This window comes from Marivita sp. (assembly GCF_051251565.1).
Classification (GTDB): Bacteria; Pseudomonadota; Alphaproteobacteria; order Rhodobacterales; family Rhodobacteraceae; genus Marivita.
The window spans coordinates 1-26,895 of sequence record NZ_JBPOFB010000026.1 but is presented as its reverse complement, the minus strand read 5'-3'; the positions used below and the strand labels follow the sequence as shown (position 1 = coordinate 26,895).

Sequence of the window (26,895 nt, the reverse complement as noted above, 5' to 3'; positions counted from 1 at the left end):
ATCGGCATGGAGGTCATCGTCGAATTCCTCAACGGAGACCCCGATTACCCCATCGTCACAGGATGCGTCTATAACGGCTATGCCGACGTGCCGTACCCCTTGCCGGACCACAAGACAAAGTCGGTGTTCCGGTCGGATACCCATACCAGTGAAGGCTTCAACGAGATCACCTTTGAAGACGAGGTCGGGCAGGAAAACATCAGCCTGCACGCGCAGAAAGACCAGACGCTCAAGGTGCTGCACAACCGGATGAAGCGGATCGACAACGATCAGGTTGAGAGCGTCGGATCGAACAAGTCGATCGAGGTGGGCAACAACCATCAGGAACGCATCGGCGGGTCGATGAACCTGACCGTGGGGGGCGGCAAGATGGGGCTCATGGCGGGCATGGCCGCGCTTTTGGGCATGTCGATGAAAGACGCGCTGAACGTGGCCGAGGAATCCGGCAATGGCGAGATCCCTGCCTTCCTTGGGGCGCTGGTGGCGGCCAAGGCCATGGGTGAGATGGCCTCAAGCCCCAAGATCGGCGCATTCGATGGTGCGGGGGGGCACCGCGAAGTGGCCGGGGCCAATCAGGTGTCCACCGGAACAAGCCTTGGCGGCGTGCTGTCTTCGGTGATGCCGGTCTCGGGTGTGCTCGACACCATGGTCGAGAAATTCCAGTCCGACACGATTGGCCTGGCGCGCAGCGAACAGATCGGCCTGTTCAAGAACACCCTCGTGGGGGCGGTGCAAAACACCTATGTCGGCAAGAAGCAGTTCACCAAGATCGGTGAGGAACAGCGCTTGCAGGTCGGCAAGATCAAAACGGCCGAGATCGGCGAGGAATACACCACCCATTCCGGCAAACGCTCGGCCCATTCCTCGGGCAACCTTTACTCGATCTCGTCGCAGGAAAAGTTCGAAGGATCAGCCAAGGTCTGGGAGATCAAGGCCGACGACACCATCCTGCTGTCCGCGCCGGGGGGATATATCGAGATCAACAAGTCGGGTATCAAGATTCGCGGTCTCAAGGTCCAGATCCAGGGCAATTCCATCGACTTCAGTCGGGGCGGTCCGGGCGAAGGGTCGAAATGCCTGAGGGCCATGGCAAAATCCGCGACGCCGTTCGTGAGGTAAGGGCGGATGAGCACCCTTGCCGACGCCCTGCTGACCGCCTGTGCAGAGGCGCCGACCTTTGCCGTTCTCGACGGTGCGCAGTTCGACAACCTGCCCGATGCGCTGCGCGAGGGGGAGTTCGTCGCCCGCTCGCTTTACCTCGACCGCGGTGACAACAACCCCGATCAGGTCATCACCGCGCCGCATCTGGTGCTGCTGGATGAGCGCCCCGCCACTGTCCTTGGCCGCGCCCCTGCGCAGACCGTACCAGCCCTGCTGGACCTTCTGGACGGCAAACCGGCGGCGGTCTTCTGGCAATGCCCGGCGGGGGAGGAGGTGCTGTTCAGGCACCTGCGCGGGATCAACATGATCATGATCCCGAAAGAGGAATTGCTCAAGACCGCGCCACTGCGAGACGAGGACACGACCGACGAAACCCATGCAAGAGTCGTGTTTCGCCATTGCGATGCGAATGTCATGGCCCAGACCCTGCCCGCTTTGACCGCAACCGAGGCCGCGCGGTTCTTTGGCCCCTCGACAGGCGTGGTGTTCGCAGCAGCCCCGGACTGGTCAAACGGGCAGGATGTGACTGTCGCGAGCAAACCGGACGATCTGCCCACGCCCAAGCCCGGCCCCCTGCGGTTGGGGCAGGGCACCATCGACCGCATGAACGGTACCCGCTTTGCCCGCCGCCAGACCCGGATCAACGCCTATCTGCGCAAGGTCGCGCCGGAACATACAAAAGACGTGAGCGATGAAGATCTGAAAATCGCATCGACACAGTTTATGAAAGAAGCCGAAGACTACGGGATCACATCCGAAGCGGGCCAAGGTAAGTGGTGTTATCTGCAGGTGATCAGCGGTGGTGAACTGTGCAAGTTTCAATCCATCGATGACATTTTTTCAAACCCCCATGTGCCAAGCGATAGAGTTGTGTCTGATCTTCTGAAATCTGTGTCGAGCGCACTGAGGTCGTCAGCGATATGAATACTCTTGTCGCGACAGGGAGAGAACTGGCGACAAAGAGTCCACATCCCTACGGCCGTGCAGCCGGAGTGGTTCTGATGGCCATCGGTGGCATTGGGATGCTGATGACAGGTGATGATACCGACAATGCAGGCGGCACTGCTGACGGTACACTGACTGATACTGGCACTACTACCTGCACTGGAAATTGCGACTATTGTATTCGACTTAGCCAGCAAATCGATACACAGGCAATGGTCGTACAGCAGCGATTGGAAGATATGGTTCTTGATCCAAACGATCTTTACAACACTGCGAGAACGCCAGCTGATAACTGGGGCAGTGGTTCATGGGAAGGCCATCAAGATCGCTTTGATTACGAGCAGGAAATCCTTGGTGATATGATTGCAAGTGCAGATGCCCATGGTTGCTATGTGAGCGAATTTGCAAGAGCCGTTGCCAGTGAAAGCGCACCATCCAGACCTGGATATGATTGAGGTTACAATGCTTGAGAATGACAAAGATCGTATGACGATGACGCAAATTGTGTTGAGCACTTTGAATTCGCGTACGGGCGCTGACTGGAAGGAAGTAAAAGCAGAGCCTCAGCCATCCTATAGTGAGATGGTCATCTGGATTCTTTTATATGAAAACTCTGATATTCAAGCCGTCCATCAAGTCTTTTGTGATATCATGCGGCCTTTAGTAGACGATCTGCAACCTTTGGAACTTGCACTGTTTTACGAAGAAATTGAAGACGAAATGATCATTGGGGTCGATCAACGTATCGGCAATGAATCGGTTTTTTTAGCATTGCAGCAAAACAATTTGGGCGTAAACCGTAAACCACGTCCAAGAAAAAACATTTCATTCTATTCTGCGACTGACTCAACGCGAACTGCGCAGTAGGTTTTTTTGTGGTCAGGTCGCGTTATTGCTCTATCCTCGAAAGCGTCAAAGACCTGAATTTGATCGCGCCTGCGCCTTCTGCTTGGATAGGACAATATAGCGATCTGGCTCCAAACGGGTTGCAAGAGGTTTGGCGACGTCATGGCAGCACCTTGCTCATCGGTGACGGACGCATGCAGTTTTGTGACCCGACCCCAATACAAGCCGCCCTTGCGCCTTGGTTTGAGGGTGACCCCGACCTGCGCATCGACCGTTTGGTGCCCTACGCCTACTCGTCGACAGAAGCGATCTGAACCGCTTGGGACTTACAACCTGATCCTTGAGGCGCTGAATGGTTTTGATGACTATGTCTACCAGATCAATCTTCGATTTGTCCCGAGTGCGGCAGCCGGGTTTGGTCTTCTCAAGAGAGGCGCCGAGATTCAGACAGACGAAGTCTTAACGACCACTGCTGAACTGGCAGGCTAAACCCAAGTCAGTGGAGGTGAGGGCAGAGGTTGCGCTAAAGACTGGTCAGAGTTGTTTTGACTTGCTAGACGTTTTGCATGTCGAAGCCCATTTCGCTCCTTGGCCACATGCATGCCTGCCCGGTGATTGATCCGGGCCCAAAGCCGCATATCGGCGGGCCGGTGGTGTCGCCCGGTCAGACCTTTGTGACCTGCAACGGCATTCCCGTCGCGGTCGAAGGCGGCAGCACCGTGTGCACGGGCATGCCCGGCCCCGACAAGATGACCAAGGGATCAAGCCTTGCCCGGATCGAGGGCAAGGGCATCATGCGGATCGGTGACAGCACGGCCCATGGTGGCAAGCTGACCGTGGGTGTGCCCTTCCTGACATCCGACTGACCCCCAAAGGCGGGCCGTCATATTGTTCTGCACATATCCTCGGGGGCTGTGCGCCTGTCCGCGAAGCGGCAAAGCATCCAGTGGACGGTTTGTGGCACACACGGGCGACGCCCCGTCTTGGGGGCAGACAGCCCGCAACGTGAGCCGATTACCACCAGCAAAGAAAATACTCTCTCGGAGAGGGATAAGCCGCACCGTTCCAAGAGGGGGTTTATCTCCACAGATTTTTACACCGGTAATCAACAGCACAATCACCATCACTTGCGTCTATCGTGCCGGTCAACCCAAAATCTACGGTCAAAACTGCAAAAAACGTGTTGACGAGTCCGCTCTCCCTAGCCCGTAATAGAGCGATTACAGGATCGCAACAGAAAGGGGGTGGTCCAAAGGTGAGTAAGCGAACATATCGACTCTGCATGGTGGTGATATTGCTAACTACAGCGATAGCCACAGGTGCAGGCTTATTCGTCTAAAAAATAGCCTCAACCTGCGGCAACAGGTTGAGGCTTTTCTATGGTCGATGATCCAAAGGGATCGCGAACATATCGATGAATCAACCATATTCTTAGTGCACATTTTGTCTATGAAAAAGTTTCCGGGATAGAAGTCTGGAGCTGGTCACAGTGCGATTTTTCAACTCTAAGGCGCGTACCATAACACCCGTTCCGCTTCGTTACAGGCGCAGGACTTGGCGTCAGGTTGTGGGGTGTTTCGGATTTGGAAAGCGACCCCTTAACAAATCCTTAATAGGTCCGGATCGGACCCAATGTTTCGCGCGCGAAACATTTTCCTAACTCGGAATTAACCCTTCAAGACCGCCATCACATCGCGGCCCACATCGTCCCAGCGGCGCAGCGGGGTGTCGGCGATCCGGGACTCCAGCGCTTGTCGCTCGGACATGTCCAGACAGCGCAGCACGGCGGTTTCCAGGCTCTGCATCGACGCGGGGTCGCAATAGACCACCATGTCGCCGCCCACTTCGGGCATGGAGGCGGTCTGCGACACCACCCCGGTCTTGCCATAGCTCAGCCCTTCGCCAATCGGCAGGCCCCAGCCCTCATAAAGGCTCACCGTCGCGGTGAAGACGCAGTGCCGGTAGAGATGATCCAGCTCTGCATCGGTTGGCGCATCGAGCCAGATCACCCAGCCGCCCAGACCGCCCGTGCGCTCCAGCATCGCCAGAAACCCGTCGGTGAGCCAGCCACGCTTGCCCGCCAGCACCAGCCGGGGCAGATCAAGGTCAGCGCGCCGCGCCAGCCGGGCCCAGACCTGCACCAGCCGCCAAAGGTTCTTGCGCGGCTCGATCGTGCCGACACACAGCACGTAAGGCACCGTGGTGGCCTCGTGCACAAACGGGCTCAGGGCAGGGGGCGCATCCTGCTCTGCGCTCACCGCCTCTTGGGCCAGCGGGGTGACATGTACCGTGCCCGTCAGGCCCTGTTCGGCCAGAAATTCCCGCAGATCGGTGGCCGTGGCTTGGGAATTGGCCAGGTAGCCGGTCACATAATCGGCCGAGCCCACAAGCCAGTGGTGATAGCTGCGCGCGGCACGCGGATCGGCCAGATCGGGCAGCTTCATCGGAATGAGGTCATGCACCAGCAGGTACACCTGCACACCCTTGGCATGGGCGCTGCGAAACGCGGTTTCGACCTTGCCGCGGCCCCAGATCGCGCCCAGACCGCAGACCGTGTCGCCGGGACGGGCAATGTCGGCCAGTGGGCGCAGGGTCACGGGTTTGACCGCCCGGCGCGGACCGTAGAGCCGCTGCCACAGCCCGAAATCCAACCCGCGCTTGTCGAAATACCGGGACCGGCCCAGCCACCCCGCCAGTCGCATCCGCGCGACATGCACCGCCTGTTTGGCAGGCTGTCCCCGGTAGCGCGTCAGGAACGGCACCGGGATCTGCGCCTTGGCCGCCCGCACACCAAGCGCCGGGGCCAGAGCGTCGATGTCAAACGCCAAAAGCGCATCGATCACATCCGCAGCGGGGCAGGTCAGATAGGCTTTTTTTACCGGATGGTAAAAACTCAGGAAAACATCGCGCCCGCGCAACCGGACCGCCTGGGCAATGATCCGCACCGCCGCGCGCTGGATGCCGCTGACCGACCGATGCTCGCGGATATAGGTGACGATGTCACTGATATCGAAGAAAACCTGCGTCATCTGCCCCGTGGTCCCACCCTCTGTTCCTTGCACGCAGGTGTTACGGCAAGTGGGGGGCGAGGTCTATTCCATGCGTTCGCGGATAATCTATCTTATGTAATATATTCGCTGTGAAGGGCGTAACGTCACATATCTTGTCTTGCGCGCACAGCCTCTACCCGTAGCTTTGCTTCTGGGCGCCGTACATTCCGGCATAGAGCCCTTCCTGGGCCAGCAGGTCGGTATGGGTACCCTGTTCGACCACCCGTCCGGCATCCATCACATAGATCCAATCGGCATGGGTGATGGCCGACAGGCGGTGGGCGACGATGAGGGTGGTCTTGCCCTCGGACAGGCGGTTGAGGGCGCGTTTGACCTTGTCTTCGGTCTTTTGATCCAGCGCCGAGGTGGCCTCGTCGAGCAGCAGGATCGGAGACTCGCGCAGGAACGCGCGGGCGATGGCGATGCGCTGTTTCTGGCCGCCCGACAATTGGCTGCCCTTGGGGCCAAGCGGCTTGTCGCCGCGCGCGTCCATCAGCTCGGCGATCTCGGCAGCCTCGGCGGCGGCGCGGATCTCGGCATCGGTTGCATCGGGGCGCACATAGCGGATGTTGTCCTTAAGCGAGCTGTTGAAAATCACGATGTCCTGCGCCACCACCGAAAACGACGACCGCAGCGCCTTGATCTTCAGACTGTCGATGCGCGTACCGCCGATGGTCACCTGCCCCGCCTGTGCATCATAGAGCCGGGTCAGCAAGCTCAGAACCGTGGTCTTGCCCGATCCGGTCGCCCCCACGATGGCCGACACCTTGCCGCCCTCGAACCGCATGGACAGCCCGTCAAACAGCGGGTGGTCGGCATCATAACAGAAGGTCACATCCTCAAGTGCGATATCCCCGGCGCGGTCAAAATTCTCATGCGCGTCCGGCGCATCGGTGATCGACGGTGTTTCGCGGTACAGGCTGCGGATGCCATCCAGCAGGATCAGGTTCGCCTGCATCTTGGCAAAGAACCCCGCCAGCGTGCGCGCCGGGTCAAAGATCAGCGCCAGACCCAGCAGATAGGCGATGATCCCTGCCCCATCGAGGCCGAAATCCCCCGACAGCACCATGTAGCCGCCGCCGCCGATCACCAGCACATAGACAAAGGCCGCCATCATATCGATCGCCGGCATCACCAGCGCCTGCGCCGCCTGCAGCCGGATCGAGATGTTGCGGATGTTGTCGGTGGCGACGACCAACCGGCTGCGCTCGACCGGTTCCTGACCTGCGATCTTGACCGTGCGCATGCCCGACGACATCTCGTCGATGCCCGTCATATAGGCCCCCAGCGCGTTTTCCGCCGTGGACTGGATGTGTTTGATCGTCGAGGACACATGCTGCAAGAGCAGCAGGATCGTCGGCAGGATGATCAGCGCGGCCGTGAACAAGAGCGGCGATTTGTAGATCAGGTATCCCGACACGATCAGGATGGTGGCCGCATCGCGCACCGCGTTCACCGTCGCCTGCCCCACGAACTGGCTCAGCCCTTGGGCCTGATTGACCAGCCGCAGGATCAGTTCGCCCGATTGGGTGCGTTCGAAAAATGCCAGATCCAGCGTCATCAGGTGGTCGATCAGATCATGGCGCATCTTCATCACCGCGTCAGAGGCCAGCCAGACCGACAGGCGCGGAATGAGGTAGGACATCAGCGCCCGCGTCGAGAACAGCGCAAAGACAACCCCGCAGACCCGCACCAGGTCAGCCAGCGCCCCGCTGTCAAAGATCACCCGCAGCCCGTCTTCGGTCAGCGCGAGAAATTGCTGATAGACGATCCCCTGAATGGTGATCATCCCCAGCACCAACAGCAGCCACGGCGTCTTGGATTTCAGATAGGCGTTCCAGAACCACGCGATATTGGACCGGTCCAGATCCGAGAACATGGGCCGTTTTTCGGGGCGAGGTTCCCCGGAGCGACTGAATGAGAACGGATTGGGCAGGGCCATGCAAGGCTCCAGAAAAGGCACGCGCCCTGCCTCTACAGGGATTTGTCGGGCAGGTCAGCCCTTTCTTCGCGGGATGCTCCCGACACTGATGGCTGTCAATTCAAGCAAACGCGGGCTATTGCGAAAAACTGACAGGCTTGGCCGGGGGAGAAGCCACATCAAATTTTCATGACGATAGGACCCGGGTTCTGACTGGCGACCCGGAAATGGTGGCGTTGGCCCAATCGATCTGCGCAGTTTATCCGCAAACCTCCGTGCTCAGCATAGACATGGTGCGCTGCGTCGAAACGAAAAAACTGTATTGCCTCGAAGCCAATTTGGGAAACCTGTGTGTTTTATCGGCTCCAATCTGTGGCCGCCTCCTTCGCGACCTTGGCAGGCAGGATGTACACGACCAGTTCGGATCCTATGACACGATTGCACGCCGCATGAGTGAGACGTTACGCGCGCTGTGACATGCCGCTCGCGGAAAACGCAGAATCACCTGTTTCGAGCGGACCTTATGACACCTGATATAAGGAGCTGTTTTCCAGACACATTTCTTGTCTCGAAGCACCTCGGACACCGAATTTTTGGCAGAATTGCAATTTCCACTCACTTTCAGTCACGATAGATGAACGGCGTTTGCTATCGGCGAAATCCTGCTATATAGTGGATCACTGAACACCTCTGCTTTCACTCGGCAGATGTGTCTCCCCGATGCTGCCAATTGAGGGTAAACCCATGCTTGCAGAGCTGCACAAATCGACGCCCGAAGAAGCCAAGGAACAGCGGGCAACACTTGGTCTGTGGCTGAAGTCCCTGCGCGAAGCCGAAGGGCTGTCGCAGCGCGATCTCGCCGACCGTTTGTCGCTGGATTATTATACATTCATTTCGCAGTTGGAGAATGGTCGCGGCAAGATCCCCGCCCATCGCTACGCGGAATGGGCCGAAGCCCTTGGTCAGGAACCCAGAAGCTTTGTTCGTGAACTTCTGCGCTTTTACGAACCCCTGACCTACCAGATCCTGTTCGAAGACGCGGGCTAAGCATCTTCTCTGGATCGCAAGGGCGATCGGCGGTACACTGCGATACGATTTAGATTGATCGGGGCGAGCCCTTTATGGCGAAAATCCTCACCTTCCGGAACAAAGGGACTGCTCCTTCAGGGCAGGATTTCTTGACGGATGCGGCACAAACACTGTCCTTCCGCATGACCGAAGATGGGGCTGTCAGCCTTGGGGATCTCGACAATAGCGGGTTGCCCGACCTGTTCCCGGACCCCAAAAAGGACTGGAGCAATCAGGAACTCGCGGATTTGTTCCGCGTACGCCAATTGCTGAGCAGCGCCAATGTCCCGGTAGAGACCGATCGCGGTGTCACCGATGAAGGCGATCCATGGTTTGTCTTTTGCCACATCAATGGCGAGGTGTTTATCCATCTGTGCCGCATCGACGGGGCCTATGTGCTGGACAGTCCGAATGTCCTGCGGCCCCTGCACGGCGCTGATTTCAACGGTCTGATTGCGGATTTCACCAATCAGGCGATCCCCGCCCGCGGCACTGAGGATGATGCGGACCGCCGCGTGATCCGACTCGAACGCGGCGGCAAGGTGCGCTTGCACCCGTCGGCAATGTTGGCCGCCCTGATCTGGACATTGTTCCTTGCCTCCGAAGATCTTGTCTTGCTGGCGCCTGATCCCGAAGCATCCGATGAGACATTACTGGATTTCGACGGGCTGCTGACCATCAACACGTCAGACGGCATCGACACCGGGCTGCTGTTTGAAAACGGCACTCTGGATGTGGCCCACCTGATGAAGGATGGCACCCCCGAAAGCGCCCATTCCGTTGCCGATGTCCTGAACGGGCATATGCGCGAAGCATCGCTGCAACAACAGCAACAGGGCCTCACGGTACAGAACAACGCCTTCACCATGGGGCTGAGCACAATCGCCATCGCCATGGGCTTCATGTCCGAGACCGTGCTGCTCGACAATCAGCGCAAGGTTTTGGAAAGCCTGAAGGAACTGGGCTTCTCGGAATATGGCAGTGACGCACAGCAGGGTGCAGAGCACGCTGCGCTGACCGACACCGGGGATGGCACGCTTCTGGCGATGCTTGCGGATTTCCTTGGGCTGGAGCTGTCGCTTGAGACAGATATGGCAGACGCCTCTCCTGCCGACAGCCGGGAGTCGCTTTTGCAGCAGGATGCCATGCTTCTGGCAGACGAGGTGCATCTGGAAAAACTGTCCGCTGCCGCGATCAAGGCTGCGATGACAGCGACGAAAAAGGCCGATCAGGATCACAACATCGACACGGCCGCGGTCACACCGCGCCCTGCACAGCTTGATCTGGTGCTGCTCGAAGCCGCGAACGAAGATGCCCTGCCCGCAGAGGTGACGACGGACACAATTCACACGTTCCTGTCCGACATGATCGTGGCCTGGCAGCCGACCATGCAAAGTCAGGACATCCAACGGGGCATCATCGATGTCAGCTTTGAGCTGTCCGGCAATGTCGACACACCGGCCCTGTTTGACCTCGTCAACACCGAAACCGGAGAGCTGATCGCCAGCTTCCATCAGAGCGATGTACTTGCGCTGCGGCTTGTTGAATTCATCGAAACCAAGACCGAGGGCTTTGGCGTGGTCACCGTGGGCAATGCGATCTACATGCTAGATCGATCCGCGGCCCGGGCTGATGGCGGTGACACCGATTTCATTCAATGGGAGAGTGCCGATGGCAAGACGATCTCGTTGATCGGTCTCTCATCAGATTTCGAACAGTTCGACATGATCGCCTGACGGCCAACAACCGTCCTGCAAGGTACCCAATGAAAAGACCGGCACCCCGATAGGAGTGCCGGTCTTTTTGTGTCGACAGGCAAGGTTAACGGGGCCGCAGCCCCTTCCCCGTGTTGGCCTATTCCTCGATCATGCTCTTGCGAACGGCATCCATCAGCGGCGAGACGATAAAATTCGCCACCGTGCGTTCGCCCGTGGTGATGATCACATCCGCAGGCATGCCGGCGGTCAGACGGTCCTTGATCTCTTCGGGGATGTCATTTTCATCCACAACCACCCGCGCCAGAAAATACGGCGGCTCATTGGCATTGTCCGGCGTGATCACATCACCCGACACGGTTTCCACGGTTCCCAGCATGATCGGCGTCAGCTTGGTCTTGAAGGCGGTAAAGCGCACTTCCGTAGACAGGCCCGGGGCCACGTTATCCTTGTCGATCGGTGACACACGCGCGTTGATGATCAGTTCTTCATCTTCGGGCACCAGTTCCATCATGACATCGCCCGGACGGATCACAGACCCCACAGTGTGCACCTTGAGGTTCTGGATCGTTCCCGACCCCGGCGCGCGGATCTCGGTGCGGTTCAGAATATCCACCGCCACTTTGCGGCGCTCCTGCAATTCGCTGATCTCGGCGCGGATCTGCTCAAGCTCGGTATTGGCCCGCTGACGATATTCCTGCGTCAGTTGCAGGATTTGCAGCTCGGTCTCGCCGATGCTCGCCCGCGCCTGCGCCACATCCGAGATCACCTGCCCAAGATTGGCTTCGATCTCGATCAGCTCATCTTCCCGCTGGCTCAGAACATTGCCCTGGATCAGCCCACGGCTTTCGCCATCGCGCATCCGGTCCAGCATCTCTGTGTAATTTGCAATGCGGCGCTGAAACGCGGATTGCTGCAATTCAAGGCCCTGGATCTGAACCTCGATCTGGCCAACCCGGGCCCGCAGGATGTCTTCCTGGGATTTCAGGATCGACCGGCCCTCGCGGAACAGATCTTCCTGGTCGTCCTTGACCGCGCTCACCACCTGATTTTCGCCGGATACCAGATCCGCCGGAAACTCGATCTTCTCGTACAGCTTGCGTTCGGCCAGAAGCCGCGCCTCAATCATGCGCGACACGTCCAGACGGGTGGACAGAACCTCAAGATTGGACCGGGCCTCGACCCCGCTCAACCGCAACAGGACATCGCCCTCTTGCACGCTGTCGGCTTCGGAAACCAGAATGTTTTCGACGATCCCACCCTCGAAATGCTGCACAACACGGCGGTTCCCTTCGAGAGAGATCGTCGCCGGGGCCACAACAGCACTGTCAAGCTTGGCCACGGCGGCCCAGCTTCCCAACACACCGAAAGTGAGGAAGATCAGGACATAGCCTGCCAGAGCGACCGGTTTGGGACTGGGTTTCTTGACCATTGGTTTTCAGCTCCTCAAGAGCGGTTCGTCTTACAAAATGACAGGGGCGCGATCAGGATCGGGGTTTGTCCGTCATGCTCACCACAGCGGGGGATGCCGCTGCCGGGGCGTCGCGCTTTTGTTGCTGTTCCTGCTGCGCCTTGGCCTGCTGCACTTCGGCAAAGACTTCGCGGGTGGGGCCGAACTTTTCGACAGCGCCGTTGACCAGCATCAAAACCTTGTCGGACAGCGCCAGCAGGTTCGTCTTGTGGGTCACGAGAACCACGGTCTTGCCGCGCCGCTTCATCTCCTGGATGCAGGCGGCCAGTGCCTGTTCGCCCTGCGCATCAAGGTTGGAATTCGGCTCGTCCAGCACGATCAGGCTTGGCTCCCGGAACACCGCACGGGCAAGACCAACGCGCTGGCGCTGGCCCCCGGACAGACCGTTGCCACCATCGCCGACATCGGTGTCATAGCCATTTCCAAGGGTCGCGATCATCTCGTGTGCACCGGCCAGCGTGGCGGCCGCGACGATCTCCTTGTCCGCCGCGTCTTCGGCAAAGCGCGAGATGTTCTCGGCGACGGTGCCGCGGAACAGCTTCACGTCCTGCGGCATGTAACCCATGTAGCGGCCCAGCTGCGTGCTGTCCCAATGGTGCAGCTCGGTGCCTTCAAGACGCACCGCACCGCTATTGGGCTGCGATGCCCCGACCAGATGCCGGACCAGCGTCGATTTGCCAGACCCGCTTGGCCCGATCACCGCAAGAACTTCGCCCTGTGCAACATTGAAAGACACGTTCTTCAGGATCGCACCTTTTGATCCGGGGGCCGTGGCAACAAGGCTTTGCACAACAAGGTTGCCCTTGGGGGCGGGCAGCTCCATCCGTTCGTCTTCATCGCCCAGAATGTCGAAAATATCGGTCAGACGTTTATGCGCCTGACGGGCGGCCACGAATTGCTTCCACTGGCCAACCGCCTGTTCCACCGGGGCCAAAGCACGGCCCATCACGATCGATGCGGCAATCATGATCCCCGGCGAGATCTGTTGCAGGATCGCAAGATACGCCCCCGTTCCCAGGATGGCGATCTGAAGCGACATGCGCACGAACTTGGTCGAGGCCATGATGGCCCCTGCCCGGCCCGACGCCTTGGCCTGTGCATCCAGCACCTCGTCATGCTGCTTGAGCCAGCGGTTCGTCAGCGGCTTTTCCATGCCAAGCGCGCGGATCACTTCGGCGTTCTGCATCGTCGTGCTGACAAAATGCGACGCCCCGGCATTGGCAGTGCCCGCCTCCTGCAAGAGACCACGGGTCGCAAATTCATTGGTCAGGGCCAGCGCAAAGATAATGAGCGCGCCCACGGTCGCCACCATGCCAAGCCACGGATGGAAGGCAAAACACAAGGCCAGGAACAACGGCACCCACGGGGCGTCGAAAAACGCCAGAATGCCCTGCCCCGTCAGGAATTCGCGCACCCGGTCGACATCCTGAAGCGTGGCATGCGCGCCCGAATTCGGCGCGATCAACTGCTTGCGCACCACCCGGTTGAAGGCCGGGTTGGCCAGCATGTCGTCAAATTCAAGCCCCGCCCGCACCAACATCTTGGACCGGATGAATTCCAGAAAGCCGTAGGTCACCAGCAAGGCCACCGCGATCCCGGTGATCATCAGCAGCGTGAATTCATTCCGGCTTGCCAACACGCGGTCATAGACCTGAAGCATGTAAAGCGGCCCGATGAACATCAGGAGGTTCGAGAAAAAGCTGAACACGACCGTGGCGAAGATAACCGCCTTGAATCGTCCATATGCTTTTTTAAGGGGTGACGTGGCTTTCATGGAGCGAACGTCCTTTCGCTAAAGGCGGGTCGATGCCGGTTTTGCCTGCTCTGACACCGATTAATTACGGAATTCAATACACCAGACACGGGGTTGATGCAATTGATCTGCACCACCCGTCCTAATCTGATTTTCTGAACAAACCGTATGCTGGCCCGTGACATAAGGACCGGCAGGGGCACCGCGCTCAGGCGTCTTTGGGCAAAGCGGCCTGCAAGGCGGCGGCATAGGCGTTGCGCGCTGTCTGGGTGATGGCTGCGTCGCGCTTGAGCTGTGTCAGGCGCTGGTCGCACAGGTTGAGGTTCTGCAAGTTGTCCCGCGCCTCCTGGGGCAGCGTGTCGGTGTCGTAGTCCTTGCCGTCGATCTTGATCATGGCCATGTCCGGTCTCCTTGTCTGTGCCAAAGGGCGTCTGGGGGCGTGCATACCCAAACGACCGGGCCGCCGCAAAACGAAAATCACCCCGCCAAAAAGAAAGCCCCCGACATTGCCGGGGGCTTTCAAACTCTTGGGAGGTCAGGCCCGAAGGCCTGACCGACACAAGCTTACGCGATGTTGTCGACTGTGAGCGCCAGCCAGTCCTGACCGATGAGGCTGATCTCACCGACCATCGAGGCAGTCACACCAGCTGTGCCAGCACCATCAACGATGTGCCAGACCTGACCAATGTTGCCCGTTGCCGCGATATCGTTCAGGTCAGCATTGGTTGTGTCAGTCACGATCAGGATGTTGTTGGTTGCTGTCGCATTGGCCGCATCCGCTGTGAACAGCAAAGCGATTTCAGCCGCATCGATTGTGGTGTTGATGTCAAGACCGTCAATGCCTGTCACCGTGCCCAGATCGATGATGTCGACCTGACCATTCTGACCTGTCAGAGCTGTCAGTTCCTGAGCTGGGCTGCCTGCACCCTGGAGAGCGTTTGCCGCCACACCGGTGATCGGTGTGAAGTCAAGCACGTCACCATCAGCAGACAGAACACCCTCGTCAAAGTTGACGATCGTGTCACGACCGAAGTTGGCCGAGAACGACAGGATCTCGTTGCTGGCACCGTTCAGATCCGTGATCGGATTTTCCAGCGCTGTGTTCGGCGCGTTCACAACTGTTGCTGCTTCTGTGGTGGACAGAACGAACAGGTCGTTTGCACCATCACCAGCCACATTGATCAGGTTGTCCGACTCGGCCAACGCATTCACACCGATATCCGCGAAGAGCGGAGCAACGTAACCCGGGTTCGCGTTTGCAGTGGCGGCCAGCACGACAGGCGCACTGTTGATGGTCAGCGAGTCGATGTTCACTGCAAGGTCAGCCGCAATGTAATCGCCGTCAACTTTGGTCGCCACGATCAGGGACTGGCCCGGACCGTCAGCAGCTTCCAACAGGTTGCTCAGGATCGGGTCGTCATTAACGGCCGCCTTGATCGCCTGGTTGTAGGACTGCTCGCGGATACGCACGAGACCTGTTGTCGTGTTGATGTTCAGTTCCGAGAACGGAATTTGAACCGTGCTGACATAGCCTGTTGTGGCCAAACCAGACGCACCCAGGAAGGTCACACTTACGGTTACGAAACCAGATGTGGCTGCCGGAACGATCGGAACCGTCAGAGTTGCCAGATCGATCCATTCGTTGGTCACACCGGTGACCTGGAACGGAACAGTGGCGCTACCCGCAACGAATTCCGCGTTGAACGCCCAGACATCGCCGATCACGTAGTCGATCTGCTCATGCTCAAGCAGGTTGCGGTCGATGTTGGTTGCCAGAACAGCGGATGCCTGTGTTGCACCGGAGTTGTCGGTGTACACAACGTCAGTACCGGCACCGTCGTTGATGGTGAAGTCACCCCAACCATGGGTCCAGATGATGTCGTTGCCTGCGCCACCGGAAACGGTGAACGAAGCAGCACCCTGAGACACGGAGTTCTCGTACCACTGCTCGCCATTCGTGGAGTTCATGACGTAGTAGTCCTGACCCTGCTCATCGATGAGCTTGGTCACGCCATTGGCATTTGCACCTACAACCGTAGCCAATGCGGTCGCATCCGACCCACCGATATTGGTCGTGATCACGTCGTTGCCAGCGTTGCCGTTGATGTCCAGACGGAAATCTTCGCGCGACCCTGTACCGGCAGAGTTCATACCGTCTGCCGACATGGCGAGGAAGAATTCGTCGTTGTTGCGACCAAGATCGTAGTCGAACAGAACGTCATCCGCATTGCCGTTGGAACCGCTGTCCTGAATGTTGAGATACTTTTCGACAATCTCTTCTGTCAGGCCAACAGTCAGGTCAACTGCACCAACCATTGTCGACGCATTCACAACACGCACATCGGTGAAACCGAAGATGTTGTGCTGCGGAACTGCACCCGGCATCGGGCCGTCAGTTGCCACACCGCTGAACGCTGTGATCAGCGCACCGAGGGGGCCAGCGCCGAAATCTTCCGCCGGGAAGGAGTTCTGGAACTCGCTCGGGTTCGCGTTGCCGCGGACAACCAGATCACCAATCCGCTCATCAGCAGCAGTTGTGGTGTTGTTCGGGCCATCGTTTTCGCCGTTGACGATGTTGACAACCTGCAGCGAGTTGTTGGTCGACGCGATGGTCTGCAACTGGCTGGAACGGTCAACTTCGATGTCGAACTGCTGAATGCCGATGGAGTCGGAGGTGCCATCGTCGCCATCCTGACGGCCGGTGGACATTGCGCCGAACATGGCGTCGCCACCCATGGAGCCTTTGCCCACATCGTCAAGCTCGACGTTGAGGCGGATCAGCTCTTCCACAGTCTGACGGTCTGTTGCCAAAGCGCCGAATGTGTCGGTTGCGTTGTTGTTGCCCGAGTCACGGCCCTGAACGATGATGTTGTTCGGGTTGGCTGTGATCGTGTCAGCAGGAACGTCGAAGGTCAGGATGATCGGCAGTGTGAACTGGTTGCCAACACCGACGGACACCGGGGCGCCGAAGGAAGCCGCAAAGTTCAGGTCTGTCGCGCCTGCGTCAACCAAAGCCTGCTGTGTCGCGCCTTCGATCTGCTCGAGCAGATCCTGGAACGTCACGTTCGGGCCATAGGTCACACCCAGCTGGTCTGCCAGCGTCACTGTGATCGGACCACCGTCATATTCGAAGGTGAATTCAACCAGCGACGATTCTGTCAGGTAGCCTGTGGAGCCTGCGCTCGGTGCCGGAAGGCCAAATGCGGCTTCCTGGTCGAGAACGCGCAGTTCAAGCGTACCGAAGTTCTGCGACGTGTTGGTCGGATCGTCGAAATAGACAGCGTAGTCCACGTTGCCGGGATCGGTCGACACCATTGCGACAGTGATGTCACCGGTGAAGGTGCCGTCGTCCGGGTTGAGATCACGTGCGTCTTCGATGACGACATCTGCGCGGGAATCGTAGTCTTCCCAACGGGTGATGCCCGACATCGTGCCGCCGTCGATTTCGACGTCAACTTCGATGGTGCCATCGATCGGCAGGTTGTTGGTCAGCTGGTCGCCGATAACGCTGCTGTAACCGCCGACATTGTTGTCAGCAACGGAGTTCAGATCGTTCATCTGGTTGGTGATGACGAACTGCTCAACACCGGTTGTGATCGGCGCTTTGGCCACACCGTCAACAGAGTTGAAATATGTGAGAACGTCACGGCCCGCGCCACCGTCAACACGGTCGCCGTCCTGAAGCTCTGCATTGAAGGCTTCGAACGTGTCGTTGCCCTCGGTGCCTGAGAGGTTATCACGTTGCTCTTGGTCAGCGCTTAGAATGAAGAAGTCGCCGGCAACGCCGCCGCCGCCACCTGTGTCGGAGAAGAATTCACCGATCGCGGTCTTGGCTGCCACAACGGTGGCACCTTCGGATGTCACGTTGGCGATGATGCTGGACGCCTGCGTGCTGATCGGGTCGTCTTCCGGGAAGCTTGTGATGCCTTCTGCGTTGGCCGCTGCCGTGAACGCTGTCGCGACGTCGATCTTGTTGAGGATCGTTGTGCGGTCGTTGCCGGCTTCGGTGTCCTGGGCGCCGCTGATGATCTGGATGATGATCTCACCAACCGACAGCGCGCCTTCTTCACCATTGACGGACGCAAGCAGAACGTCGGTCCAGAATTCAAGACCGGCCGCGTCGACTTCGGTGCGCTCGAACAGGTTGAGGTACAGCTCGGCGATGAATGCGCCGGCACCTTCTTCTGTCGGGTTCGCGAAGAACGGATGCGCGTCCGCTGTTTCAGGCTGATCCACGAAGTTAGATGCAATCGCGGCCAGGTCAAGGCTGGTCATTTCCAGAACGTTTGTCCAGAATTCCAGACCTTCGGGGTCTGCGGCACGTTCAAAGTAGCCGATGTAGAATGCTGTAATCGCCTCTTCGGGCGTCAGCGTGCTTAGGTCGAGAGCCATAGCTTATCTTCCTCTTAAATTTCGGTGCCCGAGTAATTCGGCCCCATCAACGATCGTTTGTTGTCCTCACCGCAAACCTTCCGAGCATACAAAAACATGCGATACTAAAAACGCTCGAAAGATATCAATAAGGTTCAACTGCGAAGGCTTCTAAACCTTCGATTTCAGTTCAACAAGGAGAAATGTATAGCAAAACCCATACCCCTGTATAGTGAATTATATACCCTTTGAGATAATCGACTTAAGTCATTGCTTTATAACGATTTAGGTAAATGCTTATCTTTAGTATCGTGACCGATACGCAACAATCCTGCCGCTGGGGAATGCCCGTGCCTTTGCATCTGTCCGCCAGCCACCGCAGCTCAAGCCCGCCGAGCCTATCAAGTTTTGTGTAACCGGGTATTTACATCCACCGGATAATCAAAAATACCGGATTATTTATATTACCGGATAAATAAATTTATTGGATTATTTATATAATCCGGTTAATAATCTTATCGGATAAGCAAATAAGAGCAGGATTCCGCCATGCCGACCATCGTTGTCGCCTCTCCCAAAGGGGGGGCCGGAAAATCCACCACGGCGGTGCTATTGAGCACCGAACTTGCGCATGAAGGCGTGCCGGTGACGATGCTGGATTGCGACCCGAACAGGTCGCTGACCCTTTGGGCCAGCCAATCCGATGTGCCAAAAAATATCACCGTGTTATCAGATATTTCCGAGGCAGACATCGTGCGCACCATCAAGGCGCATGACAGCGACGGACAGATCGTCGTGGTCGATCTCGAAGGGGTCGCGTCACGGCTGGTCAGCCGCGCCATTTCCCAGGCCGACCTGGTGCTGACGCCGATGCGCGCCACCACGCTGGACGCCACCATCGGGGCCCGCGCCTTGCAACTCATCGCCGAGGAAGAAGAGGCGCTTGACCGGCAAATCCCCCATGCCGTCGTCTTTACCATGACCAAGGCAATCATGTCGAAACAGCACAAGGGTATCGAGGCGTCCTTGCGCGATCAGGGCGTTGATGTGATCGACCCGCCGCTGATGGAACGGGCAGCGTTTTCAGGGCTCTTTGCCTTTGGCGGTGATCTCTATTCGATGCCCCCGCAAGGCAACATGCAGGGCGCGCGCGACAATGCCCGCGCCTTTGCGATGCAGGTCTACACACGTCTCACAGCAGAGGGTTGAGCCATGTCCGACAAGAACCCGTTCGGGATCGCCATCACCCCCGGAAAGCTGCGCGCCAAACCCAAGGACAGCAGCCCCAAAACCGTCGCCAAGACCGACGAGGCTGCGGAAAAACATGGCTTTGTCGACCGCACCCCCAAAAAGAAACGCGGCCGAAAACCCAGCCCGCGCACCGGTCAGGTGCACGCCAAGGTGATGCCCGACGTGGCCCGTGACATCGCCGCTGAAGCGCGCTTTCGCGGGGTTCAGCAAGGTGTGGTGATCGAAGAGGCCTGGGCGCTTTACAAAGCCGCACAGGACGATTGATCCGCACCGTGGGGACAGTCTAACCCTTGAACGGCTGGGCCTTATGGGCGATGGCGGTGCGGGCCTATCCGTGCCACCGGGCCGCATGTTATGAACACCAAGACCTTGGGGAGCAGGGCCAAGCCGATGACACCTGACGATCCGTCTTCACGCGATGCGCCACCCGCCGCAGTCGTGGACCGCTTTACACCAGATGCCGCAACGCGCCTCTCGGTGCCGACCGATCCGCCCCCCGCGCCGGTGACCGTGCGCGCACGGTCCAGGCGTGGCTTTGCCGCCGCCCGCGGTCTGCTGTCCCCCCGGAGCGCCGAAACGCCACCCGCATCCACCTCTCATGGCACGCCCCAGCCCCCGCGAAGGAGACGCAAATTGACCCCGATCAAGCGCCTGGAGCGCTATTTCTCTGCCATCTTCAAGCTGGGCCGCACCGAAGGCATGGCCAAAGACGCGCGCAAGCGCATCACCGCCAGCGAGCTGCGCATGGATGCCATCGAAGGCGAGCTGGGCAAATTGGGTCATGACATCCGCCAGATCTGGGAACGCACCGACCAGATCGGGCAGGTGATGGACACCCACCAAGACAGCTTCAGCGCCATCGAACAGGCCATGAACGACCAGAATACAGCGCTGCACGATCATATCGACGCCACCTCCGACCGGATCGACAGCGTCACGCAAACGCTGTCAGACCGGCTTGATCAGCACCATGACCAGATCAACGACCAGCTGCGTGACATCGCACTTCAGACCGCCACCACCCTGCGCGCAACGCAGGCCGAAACGGCGCTTCTGGCGCGGCTGTTCAGCGATCTGACCCGACGGGTGGACCAGATGGCACAGGCCACGGGCACTCAGGCCCCTGATCTGGTCACTGACCCGGCGCGCCGTGCAGCCGCGGTGACGCTGCCCGCCTCGGACGGGTTCGATCTGTTCAAGGACAGCTTTTATCACCGGCTTGAAAACCGCTATCGCGGATCGGTGGAGGACATCACCAAACGGCTCTCGATCTACCTGCCGGACATGGAATCCGCCTCGATCCGCACCGGGCGCAAACCGGCGATGGATATCGGCTGTGGACGTGGCGAATGGCTGGGCCTGCTGCGCGACAACGGGATCGAGGCGTTCGGGATCGACACCAATCCGGTGCAGATCGAAGCCGCCCGCGAGGCCGGGCTGGACGTGCGTCTGGGAGATGCGCTGGCCGCGTTGGCCGAGATGGAGGATGCCAGCCTGTCGATCCTCACCGCGCATCACCTTGTCGAACACCTGCCCTTTGACGCCGTGGCCTGGATCACCCGCGAAGCGATGCGCGTTCTGGCCCCCGGCGGGGTGCTGCTGTTCGAGACACCAAACACCCGCAACGTGCTGGTGGGGGCGACCACCTTCCACACCGATCCAACCCATCTCAAGCCGATGCCGGAACAGGTGTTGGGCGTGCTGTTCGAGACCGCAGGCTTTGACCCGGTGGAGGTGCGCCACCTACACCCGCATGAACGTCTGGCCGAATTCCTCGACACGCCCGATTTCAACGACGAACTGGCCTTCCTGATGTTCGGACCGCAGGATCTTGCGGTTCTGGGAACCCGGCCAAACAAGGACTGAACTTATGCGCATTGGCGTTCTTCGCACCCAGGTTCCCTTTGTCACCGGCGGGGCCGAACGGCACGCTGCCAATCTCGTGCGCGAACTGAACCGTTTTGGTCACGAGGCGGTGGAAATCACGCTGCCCTTCAAATGGTATCCCGGCCCGGTACTGGCAGATCACATCCTTGCCGCCCGCATGCTCGATCTGTCCGAGGTCGAAGGCGTGCCGGTGGACATGGTGATCGGGCTCAAGTTTCCGGCCTATCTCGCGCCGCACCCCAACAAGCTGTACTGGGTCATCCACCAGCACCGACAGGCCTATGACCAATGGGATCTGGGCAATTCGGATCTGCTGCACGACCCCGATGGCGATGCGCTGCGCCAATTGATCCATGCCGAGGACCGCGCCGCCTTTGCCGACACCCCGCATCCGATTTATGCCAATTCCGGCAATGTGGCCGCCCGGCTTGAGAAACATTTGGGCGTGGCCTCGACCCCGCTCTATCACCCGCCACCCAACGCCGAGGCAATGCGGCAGGGGGCCTATGGCGACTACCTGTTTGCGCCCGGGCGCATCAATCCGTCGAAACGGCTGGAGCTGATCCTGCGCGGGCTGGCGGCCACCGGATCGCGCATCCCGTTGGTGGTGGCCGGTGTCGCCGAAAACCCCACCTATCAGGACAAGCTGCACAGCTTGGCGTCTGATCTGGGTGTGGCCGACCGCGTCACATGGTTGGGGGCGGTCGATGACGCCACCCTCTTGCGCCACTACGCCGAGGCCCGCGCCGTGGTCTTTGTCCCGCAGGACGAAGATTACGGCTATATCTCGCTTGAGGCGATGCTGGCGGGCAAACCCGTCATCACCGTATCCGATGCGGGAGGGCCGCTCGAATTCATCCGCGACGGGGCCGAAGGCTTTGTCACTGCCGCCAAACCCGCCGCCTTGGGCAAGGCGTTTGAACGGGTCATGTCCGACGCGGCACTGGCAGAAAAGCTGGGGCAGGCGGGCCATGCGCGCTACCGCTCCATGAACATCTCGTGGGACCATGTGGTCGATACGCTGGCAGGCCGCATGGACCGCCCCGTGGACCCGGTGCCGCTGCCGGTGTCCCCGCCTGTGGCCTCGCAGGACGGGGCAGGGGCCCCAGGCACCCCCACGGACAACGCCGCAGCGCCCCGGACAGACCCCAAGGAGGCGACAGAGGGCACCCCCGCCCCGTCACCACAGGACCAGGCCGTCACGGCGCTCCTGGAGGCCATCACACCGCCCGAGCCGCCCGAGGGACTGCCCTTTGACAGCATCGAAGACGTGCTCTCGGCCTATGCGTTCGACGAACTGCCCGGCCTTCTGGGGGATGATGCCGCGCCCATCGATCCGGGGCTGGCAAGCTATCTTGGCACGCATTGGACCCGCTACATGACCACCCTGCGCCAGCTTGACGGGTGCGAGGTGACCCGCGCGCTGGATGTGGGGGTGTTCCCGCCGCTGGTGTTTCAGGCCCTGATGGCCAACCGCTTTGCCGGGATCGTGCAAGACGGTCTTTGGGAAGGCCCCGATCCGTACCACCAAACCATTCGCCCCCTGTGTCCCCATGGGGACAGTCTAAAAACCGGTCCCCTGCCAGAGATCGACATCCGGCTGGAAGCGGCCAATTCCGAACGCGATCCCTGGCCCTATCCGGATGCCAGCTTTGATCTCGTCACCGGGATGGAGATCCTCGAACATCTCGCACTTGATCCCTATTTCGTCTTTGCCGAGGCCAACCGAGTGCTCAAACCCGGTGGGCACCTGCTTTTGACCACCCCCAATGTCACCAGCCACCGGGGTGTGTGGAAAATGCTGAATGGCATCGCGCCCTATTCCTTTGGCATCTTCGTGCCCTCGGGCGGCGTCTATGGCCGCCACAACCGCGAATACGCCCCCCGCGAACTGCCCGAGCTGGGACAGGCTGCCGGGTTCGAGACCGTGTCGCTGCGCACCCATGACGTCTACGATCGCAAGATCGACCCCGGCATCGCAGAGCTGCTGATGGCGCGCGGTGACGACCTGTCGATGCGCGGCGAGACGATCTTTTACCTCGCGCGCAAGACCGGCACACTGCAAGGCGCTCCGTCGCGGCTTTATCACGGCGACCCGGTGCGCATGTCGGGCGCGCTGCGCGTCACCAGCACCGAAGCCCAGACCGGCCTCACCCGCCTGCGGGTCGAAAACCACAGCCCCGCCTGGTGGGCCAGCTCGGGTGCCGCAGCAACCTGTCTGCTGGCCGAATGGATCGACGGGCAGGGCATTCTGCGCCACCAACACCTGATGCAACCGCTCACCGGTCCGGTTGGCCCGCAAGACAGCACCGACATCGCCCTGCGCCTTGATCCTGTAGGGACACAAGATCAGGGCATTCTGCGCCTGCATCTTTATCAGGCAGGGGTCGGGGTGATGACCGGATCGGGCCGCGCGCCAACCCTGTCGCTGCCCTGCTCGCAGGAGGCTTTCCTGCGCATGGTCAAAACCGTGCCCCTGATGGGGGCAGGGGCATGACGCAGGCCTCCAAGCCAAAGGTGCATTGGGTGTCGCCGGTGCCCGATGCCCAGACCGACATCGCCCATTACACCCGCCGCATCCTGCCGGAACTGGCCGAAGCCTGCGATCTGACCCTGTGGACCGATGCGCGCGACTGGGACCGCAGCCTTGAGGCGATCTGCCCGGTGCGCCACCTTGATCCCGACCGCGTGCTGCCCGGCGATTTCGCCAAGGCAGGGCAGGGCGGCGGGGCGGATGCGGTTTTTGTTCATATCGGCAATTCCTGGGTGTTTCATTCGGGCTTTCTGCGTCTTGTGCGGCGAATCCCGTCGATCATCGTGCTGCATGATCTGGCCATTCAGGAACTGTGCTTTGACGCGATGTACAACCGCCGGTTCCCGCGTGACCTCTACGAGGCTGACATCACCCGGTGGCATGGGCAATCCGGGCTGAGCGCCGCCCGCCGCGTGTTCGACGGGCAGATGAAACCCATTGAGCTGTCCAAGACCTATCCAGGGTTCGAGCTGACGCTGGACCGGGCCGTATCGGTCCTTGCGCATACCCCTGCGGCGTTCGAGGCAACCAAAGCCACAGGCATCGCGCCGGCCTATCATCTCGATCTGCCGTTCCGCCCCTCGGACCAGACGGTGCCCGCCACCCGCGCCGGGACCGGGCCGCTGCGCTTTGTGCAATTCGGCTATATCGGTCCGAACCGGCGGCTTGAACAGGTACTCGAAGCGCTGTCGCCGCTGCGCCATGACATCGACTTTCGCTTCGACATCATGGGCAATGTCTGGGACCCCACCTATCTTGCCGGGCGACTGGATGAGCTGGGCCTGACGGACCGGGTGCGCATTCATGGCTTTGTCCCCGAGCCCGAGCTTGATGCCCGGCTGGCGGAGGCGCATCTGGTCTTCAACCTGCGGTATCCCACCATGGGCGAGGCATCGGGCAGCCAGTTGCGCATCTGGAACGCCTCTGCCGCTGCCGTGGTCACCGATCTGGGCTGGTACGGATCGCTTCCCGAAGGCACCGTGTTCAAGATCCCGCTGGACCTCGAAGCTGACGCGCTTCAGGATCTGGTGCGCCGCCTGCATGCCGATCGCGGAACCGGTCAAACCATCGGTGCCGCAGGGCGGGCGCGACTTGAGACCCACCACACGCCTGCGCTTTACGCCCAGGGCATCGCTTATGTGGCCGACCGCTTTGCCGAGGATGCGGCTCAGGCCCTGCGCGCCCGCCGTGCCCGGGATCTGCTGGTCCGAGGGGCAGGGACAAACCCGCTATACCAAGACGCGCTTCAACGCCGTTTCTGACCTGATCAGATGTTCTGTCCCCACGGGGCCAGGGCCGAAGGCGGCGCTTTCGGCAATGCAGCCCTGGTCTTTCATAGCAGGTCCGACGGTTCCGTTTTCGCTGCCCTGTCCAGTTCCGTATCAGCGCTCTTTGGGTGTTAATATGTGTTAGACTCGTGTTACGCCCTTTTTGAGGGCCAATTTACCAAACAACATCAGTCACTTGCCAACAGCCCCCGTGTGTAAAGTGGTGATTCTGCGTGTGTAAAGTGGTGATTCACCGTGTGTAGAGTGGTGATTCCCGAATCGCGCCGAGTTCCCGCCTGATCCCCTGTGGATAACCCTTTGTGGGGACTCGGATTTTCCGGGGTGGGCGTGTGTGAAGTGTCGAACCACCCGTGTGTGAAGTGTCGTTTTTGCCTTGGCGTGTGTGAAATGTCGTTGTACGGTGCTGCGTGTGTGAAGTGTCGTTGAGGAGCGTGCCATGACAACCGCCTATCCCTTGTTGCCGGACCGCCATCCGCAGGGCGATTTCTTCGTCTGCGACATCCTCGATGCAGCCCCTAAGGGCGATATGGGATCGATGGAACACCCGATATTTTCGCTCTCGACCAAACCCGACACACGGCCGCGGCGCTATGAACACAACGGCGTCACCATCGACATCAAACCCTCGGTCGACGGGCTGGCCACGGTGCATGACCGCGACGTGCTGATCTACTGCATCTCGTCCCTGATCAAAGGCATGAACGAAGGCCGTGAGCCGCAACAGGTGATCCGCTTTCAGGCCGCCGATCTGCTCAAGGCCACCAACCGCATGACCACCGGGCGCGGCTACAACCTCCTGAAGGCGGCGATGGAGCGGCTGGCGGGCACGCGGATTTCCACCAACATCACCACCGGCGGGCAGGAGGTCTTTGAGACTTTCGGCCTGATCGAGCGCGCCAAGATCGTGCGCGAAACCCGTGACGGGCGGATGCAGGAGGTCGAGGTCAAGCTGTCGGACTGGGTTTTCAACGCGATCCGCGCCCAAGAGGTGCTGACGCTGTCGCGCGAATATTTCCGCCTGCGCAAACCGCTGGAACGGCGGATCTACGAACTGGCCCGCAAGCATTGCGGACGGCAGAAGGAATGGCGCGTGTCGATGGCGGTGCTGCAAAAGAAATGCGGCTCGGGCTCAACCTTGCGCGAATTCCGCCGTCTGGTCTTGGCCATCGCCAAGGAAGACAGCGAATACAACCACATGCCGGATTACCAGATCCGCATCGACGACGAGAAAGACCATCTTATTGCGCGCAGCCGTGGCACTGTGGGCGATGACCGTTCCGAGGCCGTCGAGATCCCGTCTCTGGACCCGGATGTCTATGACATGGCCCGCGCCGCCGCTCCCGGATGGGACGTGCACGTGATCGAGGCCGAATGGCGCGCCTGGGCCAGCACCACACCGCGCAACCCGGAAATGGCCTTTCTGGGCTTTTGCAAGAAATGGTCCCAGCAGCGCGGCACGCCCTGAGCCGCCACCGGCCCGGAGTTTCAAAAAAACTTGCCATTTTGCGCCATGCGCCTGACACTCTCTCAATAGTTTGATTTTTTTAAAGCTTATTTGAGGTGGTCGTTATGGCCGATACGTTTTTGCAGACGGGGCGCCGTGGGCGTCTGAGCACGGTATTGGGTGCGGATGT

Annotated in this window: 20 protein-coding genes; 14 read left to right on the top strand and 6 right to left on the bottom strand. The window is 59.6% G+C overall.

Features of this window, described 5'->3' with window-relative positions; all coding sequences use genetic code 11:
• From ACSHXH_RS17885 to ACSHXH_RS17860, 6 genes are all read left to right on the top strand, one after another.
• On the top strand, window positions 1–1,119 hold a 1,119-nt coding region (locus tag ACSHXH_RS17885; protein ID WP_435673164.1), incomplete at its 5' end, for a bacteriophage T4 gp5 trimerisation domain-containing protein.
• A gap of 6 nt (window positions 1,120–1,125) precedes the next feature.
• Entirely contained in the window at window positions 1,126–2,085 is a 960-nt protein-coding gene (locus ACSHXH_RS17880; protein ID WP_435673163.1) for a DUF4123 domain-containing protein, read from the top strand.
• A 77-nt stretch (window positions 2,086–2,162) separates the two neighbouring features.
• On the top strand, window positions 2,163–2,561 hold the full coding sequence (locus ACSHXH_RS17875) for a hypothetical protein (RefSeq protein ID WP_435673162.1): 399 nt from the start codon (window positions 2,163–2,165) through the stop codon (window positions 2,559–2,561).
• A 7-nt stretch (window positions 2,562–2,568) separates the two neighbouring features.
• On the top strand, window positions 2,569–2,973 hold the full coding sequence (locus ACSHXH_RS17870; protein WP_435673161.1) for a hypothetical protein: 405 nt from the start codon (window positions 2,569–2,571) through the stop codon (window positions 2,971–2,973).
• A gap of 8 nt (window positions 2,974–2,981) precedes the next feature.
• Window positions 2,982–3,266, top strand: a complete 285-nt coding sequence (locus ACSHXH_RS17865; protein WP_435673160.1) for a GAD-like domain-containing protein — start codon at window positions 2,982–2,984, stop codon at window positions 3,264–3,266.
• A gap of 252 nt (window positions 3,267–3,518) precedes the next feature.
• Window positions 3,519–3,818, top strand: a complete 300-nt coding sequence (locus ACSHXH_RS17860) for a PAAR domain-containing protein (RefSeq protein WP_435673159.1) — start codon at window positions 3,519–3,521, stop codon at window positions 3,816–3,818.
• 801 nt (window positions 3,819–4,619) lie between these two features.
• Here the strand turns inward: ACSHXH_RS17860 and ACSHXH_RS17855 are convergent.
• Window positions 4,620–5,981, bottom strand: coding sequence for a glycosyltransferase family 4 protein (locus tag ACSHXH_RS17855; protein WP_435673158.1), 1,362 nt, complete (start codon window positions 5,979–5,981; stop codon window positions 4,620–4,622).
• 154 nt (window positions 5,982–6,135) lie between these two features.
• A complete protein-coding gene (locus ACSHXH_RS17850) occupies window positions 6,136–7,944 on the bottom strand; it encodes an ABC transporter ATP-binding protein (RefSeq protein ID WP_435673157.1) in 1,809 nt (602 codons plus the stop codon).
• A gap of 723 nt (window positions 7,945–8,667) precedes the next feature.
• Here ACSHXH_RS17850 and ACSHXH_RS17845 point away from each other — a divergent pair.
• Entirely contained in the window at window positions 8,668–8,970 is a 303-nt protein-coding gene (locus ACSHXH_RS17845; protein ID WP_435673156.1) for a helix-turn-helix domain-containing protein, read from the top strand.
• Window positions 8,971–9,101: 131 nt separating this feature from the next.
• Window positions 9,102–10,727, top strand: coding sequence for a hypothetical protein (locus ACSHXH_RS17840; protein WP_435673155.1), 1,626 nt, complete (start codon window positions 9,102–9,104; stop codon window positions 10,725–10,727).
• A 118-nt stretch (window positions 10,728–10,845) separates the two neighbouring features.
• On the opposite strand, the gene ACSHXH_RS17835 is transcribed toward ACSHXH_RS17840, so the two are convergent.
• The 4 genes from ACSHXH_RS17835 to ACSHXH_RS17820 form a co-directional block, all read right to left on the bottom strand.
• Entirely contained in the window at window positions 10,846–12,138 is a 1,293-nt protein-coding gene (locus ACSHXH_RS17835) for an HlyD family type I secretion periplasmic adaptor subunit (RefSeq protein ID WP_435673154.1), read from the bottom strand.
• Between the two features lie 52 nt (window positions 12,139–12,190).
• Window positions 12,191–13,951 carry a type I secretion system permease/ATPase gene (locus ACSHXH_RS17830; RefSeq protein ID WP_435673153.1) on the bottom strand — a complete coding sequence of 587 codons (1,761 nt, stop codon included), beginning with the start codon at window positions 13,949–13,951 and terminating at the stop codon, window positions 12,191–12,193.
• Between the two features lie 187 nt (window positions 13,952–14,138).
• Window positions 14,139–14,330, bottom strand: a complete 192-nt coding sequence (locus ACSHXH_RS17825) for a DUF6447 family protein (protein WP_435673152.1) — start codon at window positions 14,328–14,330, stop codon at window positions 14,139–14,141.
• 164 nt (window positions 14,331–14,494) lie between these two features.
• Window positions 14,495–18,322 carry a hypothetical protein gene (locus tag ACSHXH_RS17820; RefSeq protein WP_435673151.1) on the bottom strand — a complete coding sequence of 1,276 codons (3,828 nt, stop codon included), beginning with the start codon at window positions 18,320–18,322 and terminating at the stop codon, window positions 14,495–14,497.
• A 528-nt stretch (window positions 18,323–18,850) separates the two neighbouring features.
• Between ACSHXH_RS17820 and ACSHXH_RS17815 the strand changes: the two genes are divergently transcribed.
• The 6 genes from ACSHXH_RS17815 to ACSHXH_RS17790 all read left to right on the top strand — a co-directional run bounded on the left by ACSHXH_RS17815 (window position 18,851) and on the right by ACSHXH_RS17790 (window position 26,726).
• Window positions 18,851–19,510 (top strand): ParA family protein, encoded by a 660-nt coding sequence (locus tag ACSHXH_RS17815; protein WP_435673150.1) that lies wholly within the window; start codon window positions 18,851–18,853, stop codon window positions 19,508–19,510.
• A gap of 3 nt (window positions 19,511–19,513) precedes the next feature.
• Window positions 19,514–19,816, top strand: a complete 303-nt coding sequence (locus tag ACSHXH_RS17810; protein ID WP_435673149.1) for a chromosome partitioning protein ParB — start codon at window positions 19,514–19,516, stop codon at window positions 19,814–19,816.
• 126 nt (window positions 19,817–19,942) lie between these two features.
• The gene (locus ACSHXH_RS17805; RefSeq protein ID WP_435673148.1) at window positions 19,943–21,418 is read left to right on the top strand and encodes a class I SAM-dependent methyltransferase; all 1,476 of its coding nucleotides are present in this window, start codon (window positions 19,943–19,945) and stop codon (window positions 21,416–21,418) included.
• A gap of 4 nt (window positions 21,419–21,422) precedes the next feature.
• Window positions 21,423–23,936, top strand: a complete 2,514-nt coding sequence (locus ACSHXH_RS17800) for a glycosyltransferase (RefSeq protein WP_435673147.1) — start codon at window positions 21,423–21,425, stop codon at window positions 23,934–23,936.
• Window positions 23,933–25,234, top strand: coding sequence for a glycosyltransferase family protein (locus ACSHXH_RS17795; RefSeq protein ID WP_435673146.1), 1,302 nt, complete (start codon window positions 23,933–23,935; stop codon window positions 25,232–25,234). The genes ACSHXH_RS17800 and ACSHXH_RS17795 overlap by 4 nt, the downstream gene beginning before the upstream one ends.
• A gap of 463 nt (window positions 25,235–25,697) precedes the next feature.
• Entirely contained in the window at window positions 25,698–26,726 is a 1,029-nt protein-coding gene (locus tag ACSHXH_RS17790) for a replication initiator protein A (protein ID WP_435673145.1), read from the top strand.
• The last annotated feature ends 169 nt before the right edge of the window (window positions 26,727–26,895 follow it).